We start from the raw sequence: 18,822 nt of genomic DNA, 5'->3' as shown, positions 1-18,822 counted from the left end.
AGCCGATTCAACAAGGATTCATCAGTGTCGTAGTGCAGCGTGCAAATACAGGGAAACGGCGGAGTCAGATTTCGGACGGGGCGAGGTGAACGAACAGTAGCCGCAAAACTTTTGGCAAGGGCGGCATCCTGTCTTTAGTTCAGAGCATGGCCGGAGTATTGGAACTGTGCTGCTTCCTTGGCTGGACGGTTCAATCGCCGTCCGGTGCCGAGCGGGAGAAATGGCAGCTACGGACGGCGCCTGTCCGCACACTCAACCTCGACGTGAGGAGCCTGTAATGAACGCGGATAGTTTCATCACCTTCGCCTATGGCTCCAACATGCCCACCGCTCGCATCCGTGAGCGGTGCCCGTCCGCGCGGGCGCTCGGCCTCGCCGAACTGCCCGGTTATTGGCTGCGCTGGCACAAAGCCAGCAAGGACGGATCGGGTAAATGTGACATCGTTGCCAGCGAAGCCTCCGGCATTTCCGTCTTTGGCGTGCTCTATGAGATTGCTGGCGCCGAGAAGTCCAAGCTAGATAAGGCCGAGGGGCTTGGCTCCGGCTATGAGGAAGCCGATATCACGGTTCGTTTTGGTGGCACTCAGGTGACGGCCAAGGTTTATCGCGCGACCAACGCTGATCCCGCACTTCGCCCCTACACTTGGTATCGCGCGTTGGTCATTGCGGGCGCGAAAGAACACGGTTTACCTGCACCTTATATCGCCGGGCTAGAATCCGTGCCCGCCGCCGAGGACCCGGACCGCGCGCGCCATGACAGGAATATGGCGCTGATCGAAGAGAGGTGGACATGAAGCTGCTTTTTGAACCTGACTTCAACTACCAGCACACCGCTTCGAGGCGGTTTGCGATGGAGCATCGCTGATATGAGCGATGTTCCCGCCGACATACTTGCTTCGATCAATGCCGCCGCCAAGAAGGAGTGGCCAGGCGACCGCGATATGCAAGACTATTACATCGAGTCCGAAACCGGCGGGTATGTCGCCATCGCCAATATCGACTTCGGCCTCGCGTTACCGATCAAGGATCAAATTCTCGAATGGGCCAATGACTACAGTGAACTCTGGGAGGATCGTGCCACCTTTGTCGCCGACGAGGTGGAAGCTTTTTCTGAGCTGCAAGAAAGGCCAGAGGACATTTCCGCGGAGATTTTCGAGGAGCTGAAACGTAAGGCCGCTGCCGACCACGACTGGTATTCATCGCAGCGCGATGAGGTCAACGGAGGCGTCCAGCACTTTCGCTACGTGCGCGATACGCGGGCCAAGGTCGGCCCGATTCGCGACCTGCTGATCCGCATGGAATCCATCATCGGCGACGAGTGCTACAACGATAACATCCAGAACTATAGCTCTTGGGGCGTGTGGGAGGGGGAAGGGCGCTCATTCCGATACCCCGTAACGGTGCTGCGAAACGGGGAATCCGAAAAGCGCCGGACGCGCTTTGACGACTTGCAGCCCGAAGAGCTTGTTACCGGCCATTATCGGTTTGGCGCCAACGAGCTCAGCATCTACCGTGCCCTGATCAAGATCATCGATATGCTCGAAGCCGACTATGACCTGAAAATCCCTCGCTAGCGAAGGCTAGTGCTGATGTTGGAGGTCGATGACGACGGCCGCCCTGGATATCTTGGCGCGTCTGGGCGAACGCGACGCCAAGCGACAATCTCGTCATCATCGTAAGACAGAGTGCGATAGCGCGCCTTGGCGCAGGAATGGCGCAGCGCGAGGGATTCGAACTGAGGGAGTTTTCACCTCCCGGTGAGCTATTCAATCTAAGTATCAACGTCCTCTACGATTTCCTGTCTCAGCTTAGGCCCCTTGGCGAGCCGGCGGCCGAGCGCCGTGACGAAGGCGTCATAGCGCTCTCCGGTCTTAGCGCGTGCGGCCTGTGCGGCGGGTTCCGGCAGTGCCGGTGTCGTTGAGAGCCAGAAGCGGACGAAGACGGCGAGTGTCTCGACTGCAATGCCGAGATCGCGTTCCATCCGTGTCACCCGCCGATCGAGCTGGTCGAGGCGTTTCGTGATGGCCGCCTCCTGTCGCTCTGCCGCGTCAGGGGACAGAAAGGATTCGATAGCAGCCTCCGCGACCAGGGACCGGGAATGATCGCGACGCGCGGCATGTTCGGCGAGCCGGCCCATCACGGCCGGATCGAGATAGACTGAGAGACGTTGTTTCTTGGGCGGTTTCGACATCGGCGCCTCAGAGCTCCATGCCATCGTTGGGGTCGAGCGACACCTGTCGCGCCACGCCTTGGACCATCCGCGTCATGCGCCTGTTGCGCGCAGCAACGTCATCGTCTTCGTCGCGCTCGACATCGATCTCGAACTCGTTCTCGACAGGTGGCTTCTTCTCGATCGGCTTCGCGCGGCTGAGTTCGGGCTGGTGCCGGCGCTCGGACCCGGTCTGATCTTCGTCGGGGGCATGAGGCGCAGGCACGGCGTCAAGCGGTTCTGGCCGTGCAGGACGCGGCAGGCTTGTCCAGTCATCGGGCAGGGTCTGTGTTGACGCGGCAAGCGCTGGCGGCGGCAGGACACGTTCCTGGAAGCGGGCATCCTCGTAATAGCGTGCCTTCTTTGCGCGGATCGGCGGCGTGCCTGCCACCATGACGATTTCGTCCACTGGCGGAAGCTGCATGATCTCGCCGGGCGTGAGCAGCGGCCGGGCCGTTTCCGAGCGCGACACCATAAGGTGGCCGAGCCAGGGCGACAGCCGGTGGCCGGCATAGTTTTTCATGGCCTTCATCTCGGTCGCGGTGCCGAGCGCATCGGAGACGCGCTTGGCCGTCCGCTCATCGTTGGTGGCGAAGCTGACGCGCACATGGCAATTGTCGAGGATCGAGTTGTTCGCCCCATAGGCCTTTTCGATCTGATTGAGAGATTGGGCGATCAGGAAACTCTTCAGCCCGTAGCCGGCCATGAAGGCCAGTGCCGACTCGAAGAAGTCGAGGCGGCCGAGTGCCGGAAACTCGTCGAGCATGAGTAGCAGCCGGTGGCGTCCTGCCTTCGCGTGCAAATCCTCGGTCAGGCGGCGGCCGACCTGATTGAGGATCAGGCGGATCAGGGGCTTGGTGCGGTTGATGTCGGAAGGCGGGACGACCAGGTAGAGCGTCGTCGGTCGCTTGTCGCCCACGATGTCCGTGATCCGCCAGTCGCACTGCCGCGTCACCTCCGCGACGACAGGATCGCGATAGAGTCCAAGGAACGACATGGCGGTCGAGAGAACGCCTGAGCGTTCATTGTCGGACTTGTTGAGCAATTCGCGGGCGGCGCTGGCAATGACCGGATGTGGGCCAGCCTCGCCCAGATGCGCGGTCTTCATCATCGCAGCGAGTGTGGACTCGATCGGTCGCTTAGGATCGGAGAGGAAGGCCGCGACGCCGGCCAGCGTCTTACTCTCCTCGGCGTAGAGAACGTGGAGGATGGCGCCAACTAGCAGCGCATGGCTCGTCTTCTCCCAGTGGTTCCGCTTTTCCAGCGAGCCTTCGGGGTCGACCAGGATGTCGGCAATGTTCTGGACGTCGCGAACTTCCCACTCGCCGCGGCGCACCTCGAGCAGCGGATTATAGGCCGAGGACTTTGCGTTGGTCGGATCGAACAACAGGACGCGGCCGTGCCTGGCGCGAAATCCAGCGGTGAGCTGCCAGTTCTCGCCTTTGATGTCGTGGACGATCGCCGAGCCCGGCCAGGTCAGCAGCGAGGGCACGACAAGGCCGACGCCTTTGCCGGAGCGGGTCGGCGCGAAGCACAGCACATGCTCCGGGCCATCATGGCGCAGATAGGCGTGATGGTAGCGCCCCAGCACGACGCCATCCGGGCCGAGAAGGCCGGCTGATCCCACCTCTTTCTGTTCGGCCCAGCGCGCCGAGCCGTAGGTCTCGACCTTCTTGGCTTCGCGCGCCCGCCAGACCGACATGCCGATGGCGACGGCGATCGAGATGAAGCCGCCGGAGGCTGCGATGAAGGCGCCCGTGACGAAGATCGATGGCGCATAGGCGTCGTAGAAATACCACCACCAGTAAAAGGAGGGCGGATAGTAGAATGGCCATCCCATGACCCTGAACCAGGCCGGGCCGAGCTGCGCCTGAAACCCCAGTTTCCACGCCACAAACTCGGTGGCGCCCCAGGTCGTCGCCAGCACGATCAGGAAGACGGCGAGGATCTGGCCCCAGAGGATTTTTGTTGCCGACATGACGGCTGTCCTTTCCGAAAGAGTTTAGAGGCCGAGCCCCCGCTTGCGACCGAAGCTCCAATCGACGCCGCCGACATCGCGGGCGACGCCTGACACGTGCTTGCCGAGCTGCTTTTCGAGGGAGGGCGACCAGGGAACGAGCTGGAAGCCGAGGCCATAATCGAGCATTGCGAAGCGGCCTGAGGCGAGCGTGAGACGCTGGCGGTAAGTGCCGGCGACATACTCGCCGCTTCCCGCGCGATTGAACGGCTGGCCGATCTCAGCGGCGAGCTTTTCGCCAACCGCCTCCAACTCCCGACGGCGCAGCGTGTCGATCAGACCGCGATTGAAGGTGACGCGCTGACCGTGCCGTTCGCCGAGACCCTGTCCGACGAGATGATCGGCGCGCCGATCCATCGCCTGCCGCACCTCGGCGCCGAAGCCGCCCTCCGACATTGAGACGGGATCGCGCGCGATGTTCTGGCGGTCGAGCCAGGTCGCGCCGGTTGCCGTGATCTGCCGATCGATGTCGAGGTCGGAGCGGACGGCGATCGCTACGCGCCGCTGGCCCTGTGCGTCATCGAACTTGCGCAGCTCGACGATCGAGCCCGGCGCGCTGTCGCCTGCCGCACCGAGGTCGGGCAACTTGATATGGTGAGTGCGGCCATCGACACCGTCGACGACGGCGTAGGCCGTGCCTTTCATCTCGTCATCGAGACCGCGATCGACCAGCCGACCGATGATCGGCGTATCGAGGCTCTCGGCTGCGAGGACATAACTGGCCGAGCCGCGCTCGATGCCGCGTTCGGTCAATGCCCGGTGCATCCGTTTGATGATGTCGCCGCGCTCGCCGAGCTCGCGCAGGGTCGCCTCGGCCTTGCCGTCGATCACCCATTGGCCGGGGCCAACCTGATCGGCGAGACCAAGGGTTTCGAGCTTGCGCAGCCGCCCGATCTTCTGGGCGTGATACTCATCGGGCTGCCCCGTCGGATCGGGCGCAAGATCAATGACGCCGTTGGCGTGGCCATCGCGGACAAGCTGGCGATCGAGTTGCGTCCAGCGTTCCGCCTCGATCTGCCGTTCCAGGCTGCGGCGGATGTCGAGATCCGTGCGTGGCCCCAGTTCCTGGGTGATGAGGTCGCGCGCGCGATCCCGCATCCCTTCCTTGATGTAATCGCGTGAGATGACGAGATCCTGCCCGTCGTCGCGCACTCCACGCACAATCAGGTGGACATGGGGATGCTCGGTGTTCCAGTGATCGACGGCCAGCCAATCGAGCCGGGTGTCGAGATCCTTTTCCATCTGACCGACGAGATCGCGGGTGAAGGATTTGAGGTCTGCCATGTCGGGCGCGTCGTCGGGTGAGGCGATGAACCGGAAATGGTGGCGATCGTCCTGGCACCGCTCGGCGAAGGCCTTCGGGTCGGCGTCGTCGCCGCCGGGGCCAAACAGATGGGCCTTATCCCCATCGCGGGTCACGCCCTCGCGGCGCAGGTAGTTGAGATGGGTGGCGAGCGGTGCTGAGCGGGACGTCTGGCGCACGACGCGCGCCTTGATGACGGCGCCGCGCGAACGCGCGGTCAGCAGTCGGTTCGCCTGGATGCTCGCGCGCTGGCCGCGCCCGAAGCGAGAGCGATTGCCGGGGACGATGCGGCCGGAGTGCGAGACGCCGGCGCCGGCCTTCTTTGCCGCCGCAAGGGCCTGCGCGATGAAGGGACGCGCTGCTTGGGCGCGAGTCGATCGGATGCGGCCTGGCCGGATGCGGAATTCACTGTCGCCGGTCATGGCCGATGCGCCGCACATCGCGCCAAGGCGCGGAAAACGATAAGAAATGGGCATTGCCGCGAGGTGCGAGGATTTCCAGCACATCGCGAAATCGCCTCATAACCTATTGAGACAACACGACCGACCGATGCCGCACCTCGCGGCCTTTTATCCTGCCATCCTTCGGTTGTGGAGCCTGCCTCCCACCTCTGCGCTTCCTTCGATACGCTGGTGTGCGATTGCCGGCGAAAGCCGCCAAGTGCCGTCATCGCGGCTCTCCGGCTGCCGCGCGTGCCACGAATAATCCGTTCGACTGGGGCGCGATACCGGACACATCGCGCACGGCGGACGCAGCCGGGGTGCCATCCGCCGGTTGATCAGTCGACACGGAAGCGGCAGCGGAGGTGTGGCCGGACTGCGCGATGAACAACGGCGCGCGTGTCCAGGCCGATCGGTCGATCTCGGCCGCCGCGCTCCGATTCGTGCCGGCGGAACCGTCGATGACCGGGGCAAGCAAGGCGACATAGGCGCGCGTCTCGGCCGGCAACGGGCGGCCAGTAAGCGACTCTTCGTAGCGTTCGGGTCCGGCATTGTAGGCCGCCAGAAAGCCCGGCGAGCCGTAACGATCGTACAGTTCGCGGAGATAGGCCGCGCCCGCCAGGATGTTGTCGCGCGGATCGTACGGGTCGCGGCCGAGGCCATGGCGAGCGCGCAAATCGGCCCAGGTCGCGGGCATGATCTGCATCAGGCCCATCCCGCCGGCAGAGGAAATGGCGCGCGGCTCTCCCGCGCTTTCGGCGCGCATCACTGCTCGGATCCATGTGATCGGAACGCCGAAGCGTCGCGACGCCTCCGCGATCTGATCGGCATAAGGATCGCGCGCCGAAGGTCGTGCGATCGGCGTGTCCTGCGCCGTCGCGACCGCCGGCATGACGCTCGCGATGGAAAGGCCGGTAAGGAGAAGGAGCGTCGTGCGCCGGGCGACGCTGTGCAGCCCGGACGCGCTGAGAAGGCTCGTCGAGTGGCGGCGAGCACGCATCGCTCAATCCTTCTCGCCGCGATCGCGGGGACGCGACCAGTGCAGGGACCAGGCGCTGCCGGCATCGTCGTCGCGAAACAGGTTGGCCCGGATCGGATGCGACAACGCCGGATCGTCGATCAGCAGCGCGATGTATTCGCCCGCGCGTTCGCCGGTGCGTTTCCAACCGGCGCCGATTTCCGGGCCATTCTCGTCGCTGCCGTCGTCGCGCGCATGAACACGGAAGTCCGGCGCGTTCTCCGTGTCGGACGGCTCGGCGGAAACGACTGCAATGGCGCGTAACAACGTGAGTGTTTCGATACGCCCGACGAAGCCCGATTGCTCGCGCGTGAATTGACCGATTTGCGGCATCACTTTCTCCTCGGCGGTGTTGTTGGGAAAGCCATCGGTGGGCACCCGCTCCTACCGATGGGAAGCGGTCAGCGCGTTGGTGCGCGCCATTCGAAGTGGCCTGTCCCGTCCTCGTCGGTCCACAGCGGGATTGCGCGCCCGATGATCTGGTCGGTCGAGAGGAGACCGAAGTAGCGGCCATCGAGGCTGTCGCGGACGTCCCAGTTCATGAGGAAGATTTCGCCGGTCTGGATACGGCGGCAGCCCTGCCAGATGGGGAGATCGCGGCCGGCACGGTCGCGTTCAAGCGCTGCGCCCGCCTCGACACCATCGACGGTGATGATGAGGCTCGTGCGGCAAACAGTCTGCCCGGAGACGGCGAGGATGCGCTTCATCAGCGGCACACCCTTTGGGAGATAGTCGCGCTCGGCGAGGAACGTCGCGAGCGGTTCGGGCGCGTCCACGGCGACGAGATCGGTGACTTCGAACGGCCCGTCGAAATCGATCGTGTAGAAGCCGATCGGCGCACTGGCTGACGCGTTCCAGATCAGCTTGATCGGTATCGGCGTGAAGCCGGGATAGCCGACGCCGAGCGCCGCGAGCGTCGTTGCGAGGAGGAGTCCGGCGCGGCTCACGGCTTAGCCTTCCGTCGAGCCAGGAAGGCACGGTGATGATCGAGCGTGTAGCCGCGCGGCTCATGTCCAGCGGTCAATCGGTTATGGACATGACGCCAGTGGTCGGGCGAAACGGCTTCCGGGTCGATGCCGAGGCGCTCAATGGCGTCGATCGCCTGCATCACCCTCTCGACCTTGGGCCAGCTCTCGACCTTCAACAGGATGGCGCCACCGGGCCGCACGAAAGGCAGCGTCTGGTATGCCTCGCCGCGCGACACGGCGCGCACGATGTCGACGCGTGAGATGATCGTTCCGAAGTCGTTCGACGCCCAGCGAACGAACGCGAAGACTGTGTCAGGGCGGAACGACAGGACGCGCCGCCGCCGATCGAGGATTTGTTCGTGAGCGTGCGTCCCGAAGCGAATCCAGTTCTCGATTTTTTTCCCGACCCAGGTCAGCTCGACATGGGTGAGATCGTCGGGGGGAAGCGCGGCCGGCGTGGGGCCGCCGCGCATGCGGGAGGCCGCGATGCCGGTCATAGTGTGTCTCCTGAGGTTGCAGGGAATTCGCGCGCGAGCAACTCGCGCAGCATGTCAGCGACGGTGACGCCTCGCTGGAACGCGATGATCTTGATGCGCCCGCGCAATTCCGGCGTTATGTCGACGGTCAGGCGGGCGGTAAAGCTGGACGCATCAGCGACCCGCATCGGTTCGGCCTCGGCGGACCTGATCCACGCGTCAGGATCGCTGGGTCGCGCGGCGAATCCGCGTCTCGGGGATCGCTCGCTCATGGCGCGATCCTTTCGATCTCGGTGACGAGCGCTGCGATCTCGCGCGCTGCGGGACCGTCATTATCGATTTCGAAGGCGAGCCGACCGGACTGTGCTGCGTCGGCATAGATGACGCGCTGCCCGATGGTCGTGCGCAGCACCGGCGGATCGTGATCGGCAAGCGTCTCGGCCGTCTCTCGGGCGATCACGGTGCGCGCGCCGCAGCGATTGAGGACGAAGCGGGCGCGCAGCTCCGGTCGATAGATACGCGCCTCCGATAGGAGCGCCAGCATCTCGGCCGATGCCCAGCCGTCGAGCGGTGATGGCTGCACCGGGATCAGCACGAGGTCGGCGGCAAGAAGCGCGGAGCGCATCAGTCCGGCGACTCGCGGCGGCCCGTCGATGACGACATGATCGACGTCGCGAGCCAGCTCGGGCGCCTCGCGGTGCAGCGTATCGCGCGCCAGGCCGACGACGCCGAACAGGCGCGGAAGGCCTCCGCGACTGCGCTGTTGCGACCAATCGAGCGCCGAGCCCTGCGGGTCGGCGTCGAGGAGCGTGATGCGCTTACCGCGGCCAGCCCATTCGCCAGCGAGATGCAGCGCCAGCGTCGTCTTGCCGACGCCGCCCTTCTGATTGAGGAGCGCAATGATCATTGCGCACCTCCTGACCGTGGCAGAAGGGGCAATTCGGGTACGGGCTCTGGGGCGGAGCGCGCTGATGCATCGGCGGGTCCGACGCTCTTCTTGGCGGCCGTGCCAAGGCTGCGGGCGGTGTCGCGGATGAGCTTTTGCACATCGTGCGCGCGCTCTTCAAAGTTAGTTTCTTTGTTAGACTCTAAGTTAAGGGCGCGATTCCGGCTTTGAGTTCGGTGGGTTAGACCCTGTTTGGGTTCCTGATAGCACGAGCCTCGGGTTCCTGATGGCACGTGAGTACGGGTTCCCGATAGCACGAGGCGATCCACAGCCGGTCCACAGGCCGCAGATGGTTCGAAGGCGAGCAGCACGCGGCCGCCGATCTCCGTCTCGAGGAACAGCGTGTAGCCGGGCAGCGGCTGGCGGCGGATGATGTCGCGCAGTTCAAACGCGAAGCGCTTGAACGGCGACAGGCTGCCGGATTTTTGATGGAGGTGGCGGAAGTCGAACCGCCAGCCGTCGCGCTGGCGGCCGCCGTGCTTGCGGACCAGCCGGTAGAGCCAGCGATCGAGCCCGCCGGTGAGATCGAAATACGCGCGGTCGATCGTTAGCACGAGCGCGTCGTCGAGGACCGCGCGATAGAACCAGTCCGGTACGATCAGTTCGATACCTGCCGGCTTGCCGTCGCGATCGGTCCTCTCCTGCCATTCGTTGATCCAGGAGAAGCGGTGACGCCGACCTTCTGCAGGCTGGCGGATCGAGGTGGAGACGGTGGTCGATTGCAGACGATCAAGCGCCGCCTTCAGGCGCTGGTAGTCGCGCAGGCTGGTGCCGCGTCCGACGAACATGAGGATTTCGTAGGGCGTGGCGGCCATCAGCCGCGAGGTGCGCAGGCCGGCGTCGCGGGCCTCGACGATCTGGCTTGCGGCCCAGATGAGGATGTCGGCGTCCCAGATGGTCGCCATGCCGTGATCGGGCACGGCCTCGACGCGGATCGACACGTTGCCCGCGGCGAAATCGATCGGCGCGACGCGATGGGTCTTCGAGAGGGAGAAAAACGGATAAGCCATGAGATCCTGCGCGTCTCGTGGCGCGAAGTCGCCGGGGAGCGCCCGGAACAGATCGAGCTGTCCGCGCTCCGAAGGTGGCTGGGGTCGCGCCGCCATTCGGGAATCCGCCGCGCGTCAGCGTGCGGAGCGAGAGGGCTGGGTCGCGGCCGCCAGCGCCTGGCGCTTTGCGGGGAGCACGCTGCCGCGCGGGTCCGAGGTCGACGTCACCGCACCGCGTTCGGCCCAGGCCTGAAGATCGTCGACGGCATAGACGACGCGGCCACCAAGCTTCCGGTAAGCAGGGCCGGTGCCGTAGGTGCGGTGCTTTTCGAGGGTGCGGGCGGAGAGGCTGAGAAACTCGGCAGCTTCCTTGGTGCGCAGGAAGCGGGGCGGTAAAGCGGCGAGATCAGGTCGCATGGGTCGGGCCTCCGTGGGCTTTCGGGCGACCGCTGGGGTCCAGCGGCGAACAGCGGCCACGGTGGCGGAGGGAAGGCTGCGCTGGGGATGGGAAAGAAGAGGAGGGCTAAAATCCCCACCCTTGTTTCGAGTGCGAGTGACTAGGATCGCCTGCGATGGCGCAGAAGCTGGAGGTAGCCGCCGCCGATCATGGTGATGGCGCTTTCGACCAGACCGATCACCGTGTCGCGCAGAGGGGAGGTTTTCCAGGGATCCGCGGAGACGCGTGTATCGCCGAATATGGTTTGGGCGATCTCACGATAGCTGGCCCCGTGCTCACGGCCATCGGCCGCTTGCAACATCAGCCTCAGGCGTCGCCGCTGCTGCGTCGTGACACGCGTGTCTTGCGTGACAGGGCGCCGATGCCAGGCGCGCCAGAATCGGGTGACGGCCTCGATGTGTCCGAGTGCATCGTCGCCCAACGGAATGAGCGCAGCGAGATGAGATTGAGGCGTGCTGCCGGGAAGGAAGAGAAGTTCGACGCCGCTGGGTCGATGCAGCGCGTAGATGCCTTCGGGGCTAGGGCGTTGATCGCCAAGACCGGCGGGCGGCATGAAGGAGAAAGGTGGCTGGAAGGCAGGTGCGGGCGTGAGGATCACCACCGCGGAGCTGGCGCTGGTGGACCAGAAGACGTCTTGGGAGAGTGCGGACAAGCTCGGTCTCGCGGGGAAATCGCAACCCCCAGTGCTGCTCGGTTTCGAGCGGCAGCGCCGTGGTTTCAAGTCTTTCTAGCACCAGCGCCGCGTAGTGCTGCTGATATGGGGCAGACCTCCGCAAGCATTCCCAGGCGAGGCCTTCGATATGCAACGCGTCAAAATAGTCGTAACTCTTGCGATCACGCCACTCGGAAGTATCGGGTCTCATTCATCAGCTCCTCGCCGACAGAGCGAACTATGGGTGATCAACGATTCCCGGTTGCATTAGTTGGTGGAAGTCGTGAAACGTGCATCGCGCGATGCACGAGCGGCATCACGGGGCCGGCGATGCACGGACGTCCGCTAGTTTGGCGATCCGCGAAGGAGGCGCCGGTAGCCGGAGTGCGTCATCCACCGAGCGCGAGCGAGATGGCTGTCGTGAACGTGCCTGGCCCTTTCGGGTTCGCGCTCCGGGTCGATTCCGAAGAGTACCTGGACGGCCTCGCGCCAGTCCGCGCCATCGGCGGCCGCATCGAGCAGCCGCATGTACAGCTTTACGTGGGTGCGGTCATACGCGGTCAATTCCGCACCGGACGGCGCCGTGTCTTCGAACGGGTCGATCATCGCGAATCCCTGGCCCTCCAGTGCAACAGGATGTCGCCCGCGTATTCTATGGAAACATCATACGAAACAGACGACGCCCGCGAAGCATCAGTCGACGCGACCAGGGCGTCGCGCGAATGCCGTCGATCAGCGTTGCTTATCCTTACGTTCATTGACGAGCAGTACACCTTGTCCCCGATCGGTGGACAGAAAGACAATGCCCGCGGTTTCCAGTGCTCGACGAACCTCATCGCGCGTGGTCTCGTACACCTCCAACCCGCTTTCGGACTCGAGGCGCTTCAGCGCGGTCAAAGATATTCGGGCGCGGTCAGCGAGCGTCTCCTGTGTCCAGCCAAGCAACGCTCGTGCGGCCCGTGATTGTCGGGCGGTGATCATGCATGATCACCTCCCACTTCCGCGAAAGTGCGCGCCAGAACTACGGCTATAATAGTCGCTCTATGTGGTGAGCGCGAGCAAAATTGCGGTTGCCGACGCAAGTTACCCTCTCTCAAGTCGAACCGATTCGGTCGCCCTCGGCTCGGCGCCGAAAAAGGTAAGGCCCCGGCCGATCGGCCGGGCACTTGGGTCGGGGCTGCTCAGTCGCCGCGCCGGCCCGTCGGGCGGGACCAGATGAGCGAGTGGGTGTCGCCGTCTTCGTCGTTGAAGAGGTTGGCGTAGATCGGGGCGTTGAAGCTCGGATCGTCGAGTTTGAGGCCCAGATAGTCGCGGCCCTCGTTGGAGGTCTTGGACGAGGCGCCGCCGATTTCGGCGCGACCGACTTGGACGCGGTGGCCGGGGGCGTTTTCGCCGGTGGCGCGCTGGTCCGGGACGATGCGCACGTTCCTGGCCTGGACGCTGAGGGTGACGATTTCGCCGGTGAACTCGTTGTTGCCGGTCTTCTTGAAGGTGCCGATGGTCGCCATTGTAAGTCTCCGTTTTCCGTTCTCGAGCTCGCACCATGCGGCCTTGATGGCGATCGGTGGACCGGAGGCGACCAACATCGCTTGCGACCGCGGCAGCGCGGAGGACGGCGTCGGAAACGAGTTTCTTGTTTCGCAAGGGCGGGAACAGTCAAAAATGACCGCTCAGTAAATTCGTCGACCGGGGATGAAATATTTCCTGCCGAGTGTTCGCTACGTCTTTCTCGGAACGCTGCGCTTAGGCGGCGAAGCAACCTGCCTTGAGAACATTGCCGACCCTGTCCGAATATGAACCATAACCTGACCTCTGCCCATATCCTTGCCCGTTTCGGCCACGGCGTATCCTCGCGCATGCGTGCGTTGCTTTGCTCGACGGCCCTGGTGGAGCTCCTCGTCATTCTGCCGGGAGCGGCGGCTGCGCAGACTATCACCACGACCCAGACGGCAGTTGGGCCGGGCGTCACACTAACTCTCACGAACGAGACGATCCGGACTTCCGGGACGAGCGCGTTGGCCCAGAACGGCGGCACGATCACGCTGAACGGGGGGGCTGCCACCTCGACGGGGGGCGGCACAGTTTTGCAGGCCGGATACCAGGGCGCGAGTATAACTGCGACCAATGTCGATATCTCCGGCGGGGTTGGCGTGTACGCCAATCCAGACAGCACGATCAATGTGATCGGTGGAACAATCACCACGACGGGGAACGGGCTCTGGCAGACCGACGGCGGCGCGACGACAAATGCTGATGGAGTCACCATCAAAACGTCCGGTAACAATTCAGTCGGCGCGGAATATAGTGGCGGCGGTGCGACCGCGTATGGCACCGGTGTGATGACGTTGAAGAACGTCACTATCACGACGGAGGGGACCGCCTCCTATGGCGTAGCCCAATCACAAAGCTTCTCCGTTGGCGCCAGCAGTCCGGTGTTGGATTCCTTCACCGGCAAGCTGGTGATGACCGGGGGTGCCATCACGACCTCCGGCGTGCGCGCGGTGGGTCTGTTCGCCAATACACTTAATATTGTCGCTCTCTCCGACGTGACGATCAACACATCCGGTACGCAGGGCTTCGGAGTGATGGGGCAATACGGCGCGCGAATCACCCTGGACAACGTGCGCGTCAGCACTACAGGAGATTTCGCGTACGGTCTTTACGGCGTACTTGATCATACCGCGAACGGGGCGCCGACCGTCATTTCCGGGACGGACGTCACCGTCCGGACGGCGGGCCGGCAAGCGCATGGGCTGCGCGTTATGGGCTCCTCCACCATCACGTTGGCCGACAGCACGGTCACCACAACAGGAGTCGATGCCGCTGCCATCAACGCGAACGCTGGAAAAGTGATTGCATCAGGGGCGTCCGGCCCAGGCACCGTCAACGTCACCAATAGCACCCTGACTTCCGAGCAAGGGTACGGAATCTGGGCCACGGGAACGCAGAACGCGTTTGTCGACACATTCTCGCGACTAAACGTAAATCTGACCGACTCAGCCTTGACCAGCAGCACGAGCGCCTGGCTCTATGCGCAATCCGGCATCTCGACCGATCGCGTTCCAGTGCATGCCATTGTGACAGTTGATGCGGATCATTCGCAGCTGACGGGTTTCGCTCGGACGGATAGTGGCAGCACGACGGATGTGACGCTTCGGAACGGCTCGTTGTGGACCATGACCGGCTCGTCCAATCTGACGACATTGGCCAACAATGGCAGCACCATTGATTTTGTCGGACCGACCGGCGATCCAACGCTGCTCACCAGCTACAAGACCCTGACGATCGCTAATTATTCAGGCGCTGGCGGAGCGATCAGCCTCAACACCTATCTCGGTGATGACAGCTCACCTTCGGACCGCGTCGTCATCAACGGCGGGAAAGCAAGCGGGAACACCTCTCTGTACATCAAGAACGCCGGTGGCACAGGCGCGCTAACCACGGGCAACGGCATTCTGGTGGTCGATACAATCAACGGCGGCACTACTGCCAACGGGGCTTTCACGCTTGGCACCCGCACAGCAGCAGGAGCCTATGACTACCGGTTATTCCGGGGCAGCGTAGACGCCAGCGAGCCAGAGAACTGGTATCTGCGTTCAACAGTGGATTGCACGCTGCCGGGCGGCTTGGGGGTGTCCGAATGTGATGGCGGTGGTGGCGGCGAGGTTTCGATCTATCGTCCGGAGGTAATCGTCGACACCGCCATTCCGGCACTGGCGAGCCGGTTCGGGCTCGGCATGCTGGGCACCTGGCATGAGCGCACCGGCGGCGAGTTCGCCACCAACTATGTCACCGCCGACGGTCACCAGCAGGCCGGCTGGGGTCGTATCTTCGGCGACGCCGGTCGCTATGGCATGGGCTTTGGCGGCAGGATAGGAGATCGCAGCACCGCCTTTGACAGCCACGGTCCGTCCTACGACTTCGCATTCGGCGGCATCCAGGCCGGCATGGACCTGATGCGGCGGGAGAACGGTGATGGCTCACGCGACCTTGTGGGCTTCTATGTCGGCGCCGGCAGTGCGAGAGCAGATGTGCACTCGGTGACCGACTTCGGCTTCGGTTCGAACGCCGGCCGGATGTCGATGGATGCCTATTCGCTCGGCGCCTATTATACTCATATCGGATCGAGCGGCTGGTATGTCGACGCGGTGCTGCAAGGCACCTACTACGCAGACATTTCGGCGACATCGAACATCAACGAAGCGCAGACGCTCAAGACCAGCGGTGGCGGCTTGCTGGCCTCGCTGGAGGGCGGCTATCCGATTGCGCTTGGGCAGGGCTTCACCTTCGAGCCGCAGGCGCAGGTCGTTTACCAGCATCTTGGTTTTGGCGACGGCGCCGACAAGTTCGGGCGGATTGCCTTCAACGACAGCGATGCGTGGTACGGGCGGCTGAGCGGGCGTCTGTCGCGGGACTGGACGCGCGAGGATGGCCGCACGGTGATGGCTTGGGCGCGGGCTGGCGTCTGGACCGACTTCGGGGCGCAAGCGAAGACGACGTTCTCGAACCTTGATAGCCTCAACCCGACGACGTTCGGGACCGATCTCGGCGGCACCCTGGCGCAGTTCGATCTCGGCGTGTCCACCCAGCTGAGCGACAAGGTCTCGGTCTTTGCGGTCGGCGACTACAACGTCTCCCTCACCAGCACCGATGGTCACAGCTTCGGTGGGCGCGCCGGCCTCAAGGTCGCATTTTGAGACGCTGCGCCAATGTTGCCACAGCGGCAGCGGATCGGCGGGTTCAGCTGTCGGCGTCTGTCTGACAAGTCGCGATGTGCTCGGACCGCCTGCATGACAGGCCGGGCGTCGGGGCCGTCAACCGATTGCATGCGGGCTCCGTCCGTGCTCGACCGGGCGATCATGGATCAACTCGCCGGATTCAAGCTGTACCTCCCAGACGGCGGAATCCGACCGCCTCAACCTCCTTGCGCTCGAGATCACGGCTGAACGCTTCGAGACGCTGCTGCCCTATGCGGTCGCACCCGGCGTGAAGCCGTCGCGGAATAGCCAAGGCCCCGGCCATTTGGTCCGGGGCCTTGTTGCGGCGCCTCAGTCCCCGCGCCGGCCCGTCGGGCGGGACCAGATGAGCGAGTGGGTGTCGCCGTCTTCGTCGTTGAAGAGGTTGGCGTAGATCGGGGCGTTGAAGCTCGGATCGTCGAGCTTGAGGCCCAGGTAGTTGCGGCCCTCGTTGGAGGTCTTGGACCAGGCGGCGCCGATCTCGACGCGACCGACCAGGACGCGGTGGCTGGGGGCGTTTTCGCCGGTAGCGCGCTGGTCCGGGACGATGCGCACGTTCTTGGCCTGGACGCTGAGGGTGACGATTTCGCCGGTGAACTCGTCGTTGCCGGTCTTCTTGAAGGTGCCGATGGTCGCCATTGTAAGTCTCCGTTTTCCGTTCCCGAGCCCGCGCCATGCGGCCTCGATGGCGATCGGTTGGCCGGAGGCGACCGACGACGCATCGCTTGCGACCGCAGCAGCGCGGAGGACGGCGCAGGATCGACTTTCTTGGTTCGCGAGGAATGGGCGTAGCCCAGGGGAAGAAAGTCGAGACGCGCTGTTGCGGCACAGGCGGTCGAGGCGCCAGCCGTCCTTCGGCCAGATCAGCCATTGGAGAGGCCGTTTGGAGCGCTCGCTGAACGGATGGCAGGCGGAGACGCTGGCGACCACCAAACCTCAAAACCGGCCGCAGCTCGTTCGCTGGGCTCCCGTCCTCATTCCGGGCCCGAGTTCTGCGTCACTCCGCTCCCGCTGCGTCACTCAACACGCACCCTGATTCCTGCTCTGGTACGCGATCGCGCCTGATCGTCCGCTGTTTCGAATGAACACCGAGCGGCCAGCATTGCACGGGCCGACACGACACTTCAGCGAGTGCGGCCGGCTTCGCCGTCATCTAAAGCCCGAAATCCAGTTGCGGCTCCGCATCGTCCCCGACCTGGAGGGAGGACAGCGACACCCCCAAAAGGCGAACAGGCTTGGGAAGAGGCATGTTGTCCTCCAGCAGACCGATCGTCAGTTTTTCCAGATCATGCCGGTTCGCGATGGCCAAAAGGACGGACTGGCTGCGCGTGATGATTTCAAAGTCTGCAAACTTCACTTTGAGCGTAACCGTTCGTCCTCGAGTGCCCGCCGACTCGCAGTGCCGCCAGACCTTGTCGATCAGCGGCTCGAGCTCAGCGACCAGCGCATCGAATTCTGTGAGGTCTGTCGAGAACGTGTTCTCCGCGCCGACGGATTTCCGAATGCGGTTGGCTCGAACAGGCCGTTCGTCGACGCCGCGCGAAATCCAGTAGTAGTAGGCACCAGATTTGCCGAAGTTCGCGTTCATGAACTCCAGCGTCTGGTTGCGCATGTCGAGGCCCGTGAAGATGCCCAAGGCATTCATCTTCGCGCTCGTCGCCGGTCCTATCCCGTGGAATTTACCTACGGGCAGTGTCTCCACGAATGCAGGTCCCATCTCAGGAGAGATGACGAATTGCCCATTGGGCTTGCGGTGATCGGAAGCGAGCTTCGCCAAAAACTTGTTGTACGAGATGCCGGCCGAGGCGTTGAGGCCGGTCTCCGCCTTGATCTTTTCGCGGATGCGCAAAGCGATGTCCCGGGCGAGGGGGATGCCTTGAAGGTTTTCGGTCACGTCGAGATAGGCCTCATCGAGCGACAAAGGTTCGATGATGGCCGTGTGCTCGGCGAAGATCTCGCGGATCTGCCGGCTGATCGCCTTGTAGATCTCGAAGCGCGGCTTGACGAAGATCAGGTCGGGACACTTTCGCTTCGCGGTCACCGACGGCATGGCGGAGCTAACGCCGAATTTGCGGGCTTCGTAGCTCGCGGCGGCGACGACGCCGCGCTCCGCCGAGCCACCCACCGCGACCGGTTTGCCGCGCAGGTCCGAATTATCGCGCTGTTCCACGGACGCATAGAACGCATCCATGTCGATGTGGATGATCTTGCGGTGGGGCGCCGTCGAGACGCCTTGCTCCGGATCGGATGGGGCCATCCTGAAATTATAGAGGTTCGCGATCGGCTCGTCGCAGCCTTAGATGAGGTCCTCGGGCGGACACTCAGGGCATATGTCGCCGATCGAATCCAGGACCTCGGCGATCGCGACCGCGGCGGCCTCCGGAGAAACCCCGGCCGGCGGATCCTGACGCGCGACGTCGAATGCACGCTCGCGGGCGTGGGGGTCGCCGCGATCCTGCATCCAGCCGTGCTCCCCGCATTCCCGAATGGCTCCGGCGTCGTTGAGGACCGAGATGGCCCAGCCACGTAGCGTCCGGACCGCAGGCCGCCTTTCCTTGAACATCAGCATCGAATTCGCTCCACCGAGACGAATCCTCGCCCCCCGCCGCCGT

The 18,822-nt window shown here is 63.8% G+C and carries 22 protein-coding genes; 3 read left to right on the top strand and 19 right to left on the bottom strand.

All coding sequences use genetic code 11. The features are described from left to right. Positions 1-277: 277 nt before the first annotated feature. Together ACVWZM_RS44440 and ACVWZM_RS44435 are read left to right on the top strand one after the other, a co-directional pair. Entirely contained in the window at positions 278-793 is a 516-nt protein-coding gene (locus ACVWZM_RS44440) for a gamma-glutamylcyclotransferase family protein (RefSeq protein ID WP_456856548.1), read from the top strand. A gap of 72 nt (positions 794-865) precedes the next feature. Then, positions 866-1,573: a hypothetical protein gene (locus ACVWZM_RS44435; RefSeq protein ID WP_456856546.1), complete on the top strand. Its 708-nt coding sequence runs from the start codon at positions 866-868 to the stop codon at positions 1,571-1,573. 197 nt (positions 1,574-1,770) lie between these two features. Here the strand turns inward: ACVWZM_RS44435 and ACVWZM_RS44430 are convergent, their stop codons facing one another. The 16 genes from ACVWZM_RS44430 to ACVWZM_RS44355 form a co-directional block, all read right to left on the bottom strand. After that, entirely contained in the window at positions 1,771-2,190 is a 420-nt protein-coding gene (locus ACVWZM_RS44430) for a ribbon-helix-helix protein, CopG family (RefSeq protein WP_456856544.1), read from the bottom strand. A 7-nt stretch (positions 2,191-2,197) separates the two neighbouring features. After that, the gene (locus tag ACVWZM_RS44425) at positions 2,198-4,186 is read right to left on the bottom strand and encodes a conjugal transfer protein TraG (protein WP_456856542.1); all 1,989 of its coding nucleotides are present in this window, start codon (positions 4,184-4,186) and stop codon (positions 2,198-2,200) included. Positions 4,187-4,210: 24 nt separating this feature from the next. Next, positions 4,211-5,950, bottom strand: coding sequence for a relaxase/mobilization nuclease domain-containing protein (locus tag ACVWZM_RS44420; RefSeq protein ID WP_456856540.1), 1,740 nt, complete (start codon positions 5,948-5,950; stop codon positions 4,211-4,213). A gap of 244 nt (positions 5,951-6,194) precedes the next feature. Further along, a complete protein-coding gene (locus ACVWZM_RS44415) occupies positions 6,195-6,968 on the bottom strand; it encodes a lytic transglycosylase domain-containing protein (protein WP_456856538.1) in 774 nt (257 codons plus the stop codon). A gap of 3 nt (positions 6,969-6,971) precedes the next feature. Beyond that, entirely contained in the window at positions 6,972-7,319 is a 348-nt protein-coding gene (locus ACVWZM_RS44410) for a DUF736 domain-containing protein (RefSeq protein ID WP_456856871.1), read from the bottom strand. 68 nt (positions 7,320-7,387) lie between these two features. Beyond that, positions 7,388-7,933 carry a S26 family signal peptidase gene (locus ACVWZM_RS44405; RefSeq protein ID WP_456856536.1) on the bottom strand — a complete coding sequence of 182 codons (546 nt, stop codon included), beginning with the start codon at positions 7,931-7,933 and terminating at the stop codon, positions 7,388-7,390. Next, complete coding sequence (locus tag ACVWZM_RS44400) at positions 7,930-8,451, bottom strand: DUF2840 domain-containing protein (RefSeq protein WP_456856534.1); 522 nt, start codon at positions 8,449-8,451, stop codon at positions 7,930-7,932. Before ACVWZM_RS44400 ends, ACVWZM_RS44405 begins: the two co-directional genes overlap by 4 nt. After that, a complete protein-coding gene (locus ACVWZM_RS44395; RefSeq protein WP_456856533.1) occupies positions 8,448-8,702 on the bottom strand; it encodes a hypothetical protein in 255 nt (84 codons plus the stop codon). Before ACVWZM_RS44395 ends, ACVWZM_RS44400 begins: the two co-directional genes overlap by 4 nt. Next, positions 8,699-9,337 carry a ParA family partition ATPase gene (gene parA / locus ACVWZM_RS44390; protein ID WP_456856532.1) on the bottom strand — a complete coding sequence of 213 codons (639 nt, stop codon included), beginning with the start codon at positions 9,335-9,337 and terminating at the stop codon, positions 8,699-8,701. The genes ACVWZM_RS44395 and parA overlap by 4 nt, the downstream gene beginning before the upstream one ends. Next, the gene (locus ACVWZM_RS44385) at positions 9,334-10,482 is read right to left on the bottom strand and encodes a replication initiator protein A (RefSeq protein WP_456856530.1); all 1,149 of its coding nucleotides are present in this window, start codon (positions 10,480-10,482) and stop codon (positions 9,334-9,336) included. The genes parA and ACVWZM_RS44385 overlap by 4 nt, the downstream gene beginning before the upstream one ends. 18 nt (positions 10,483-10,500) lie before the next feature. After that, positions 10,501-10,782, bottom strand: coding sequence for a helix-turn-helix transcriptional regulator (locus tag ACVWZM_RS44380; protein WP_456856528.1), 282 nt, complete (start codon positions 10,780-10,782; stop codon positions 10,501-10,503). A gap of 140 nt (positions 10,783-10,922) precedes the next feature. Continuing rightward, positions 10,923-11,375 carry a DUF2285 domain-containing protein gene (locus ACVWZM_RS44375; protein WP_456856870.1) on the bottom strand — a complete coding sequence of 151 codons (453 nt, stop codon included), beginning with the start codon at positions 11,373-11,375 and terminating at the stop codon, positions 10,923-10,925. Continuing rightward, positions 11,341-11,685 (bottom strand): transcriptional regulator domain-containing protein, encoded by a 345-nt coding sequence (locus tag ACVWZM_RS44370; RefSeq protein ID WP_456856526.1) that lies wholly within the window; start codon positions 11,683-11,685, stop codon positions 11,341-11,343. The genes ACVWZM_RS44375 and ACVWZM_RS44370 overlap by 35 nt, the downstream gene beginning before the upstream one ends. Positions 11,686-11,819: 134 nt before the next feature. Then, positions 11,820-12,080 carry a DNA -binding domain-containing protein gene (locus ACVWZM_RS44365; RefSeq protein WP_456856524.1) on the bottom strand — a complete coding sequence of 87 codons (261 nt, stop codon included), beginning with the start codon at positions 12,078-12,080 and terminating at the stop codon, positions 11,820-11,822. 126 nt (positions 12,081-12,206) lie between these two features. Further along, positions 12,207-12,455: a helix-turn-helix domain-containing protein gene (locus ACVWZM_RS44360; protein WP_092081953.1), complete on the bottom strand. Its 249-nt coding sequence runs from the start codon at positions 12,453-12,455 to the stop codon at positions 12,207-12,209. A 200-nt stretch (positions 12,456-12,655) separates the two neighbouring features. Beyond that, positions 12,656-12,982 carry a DUF736 domain-containing protein gene (locus ACVWZM_RS44355; RefSeq protein ID WP_456856522.1) on the bottom strand — a complete coding sequence of 109 codons (327 nt, stop codon included), beginning with the start codon at positions 12,980-12,982 and terminating at the stop codon, positions 12,656-12,658. 285 nt (positions 12,983-13,267) lie between these two features. Here ACVWZM_RS44355 and ACVWZM_RS44350 point away from each other — a divergent pair, with 285 nt between their 5' ends. Further along, positions 13,268-16,171 carry an autotransporter family protein gene (locus ACVWZM_RS44350; RefSeq protein ID WP_456856520.1) on the top strand — a complete coding sequence of 968 codons (2,904 nt, stop codon included), beginning with the start codon at positions 13,268-13,270 and terminating at the stop codon, positions 16,169-16,171. Between the two features lie 351 nt (positions 16,172-16,522). Here ACVWZM_RS44350 and ACVWZM_RS44345 read toward each other — a convergent pair whose 3' ends face one another. The 3 genes from ACVWZM_RS44345 to ACVWZM_RS44335 form a co-directional block, all read right to left on the bottom strand. Further along, the gene (locus ACVWZM_RS44345; RefSeq protein ID WP_456856518.1) at positions 16,523-16,849 is read right to left on the bottom strand and encodes a DUF736 domain-containing protein; all 327 of its coding nucleotides are present in this window, start codon (positions 16,847-16,849) and stop codon (positions 16,523-16,525) included. A 514-nt stretch (positions 16,850-17,363) separates the two neighbouring features. Next, positions 17,364-18,467: a DNA polymerase IV gene (dinB, locus tag ACVWZM_RS44340; protein WP_456856516.1), complete on the bottom strand. Its 1,104-nt coding sequence runs from the start codon at positions 18,465-18,467 to the stop codon at positions 17,364-17,366. Between the two features lie 39 nt (positions 18,468-18,506). After that, entirely contained in the window at positions 18,507-18,779 is a 273-nt protein-coding gene (locus ACVWZM_RS44335; protein WP_456856514.1) for a hypothetical protein, read from the bottom strand. Positions 18,780-18,822: the final 43 nt, after the last annotated feature.

The sequence above is a fragment of the Bradyrhizobium sp. USDA 4501 genome (genome assembly GCF_054062115.1).
Note: the sequence above shows the minus strand (reverse complement) of the source record. Positions and strands in the feature narration are given on the sequence as shown.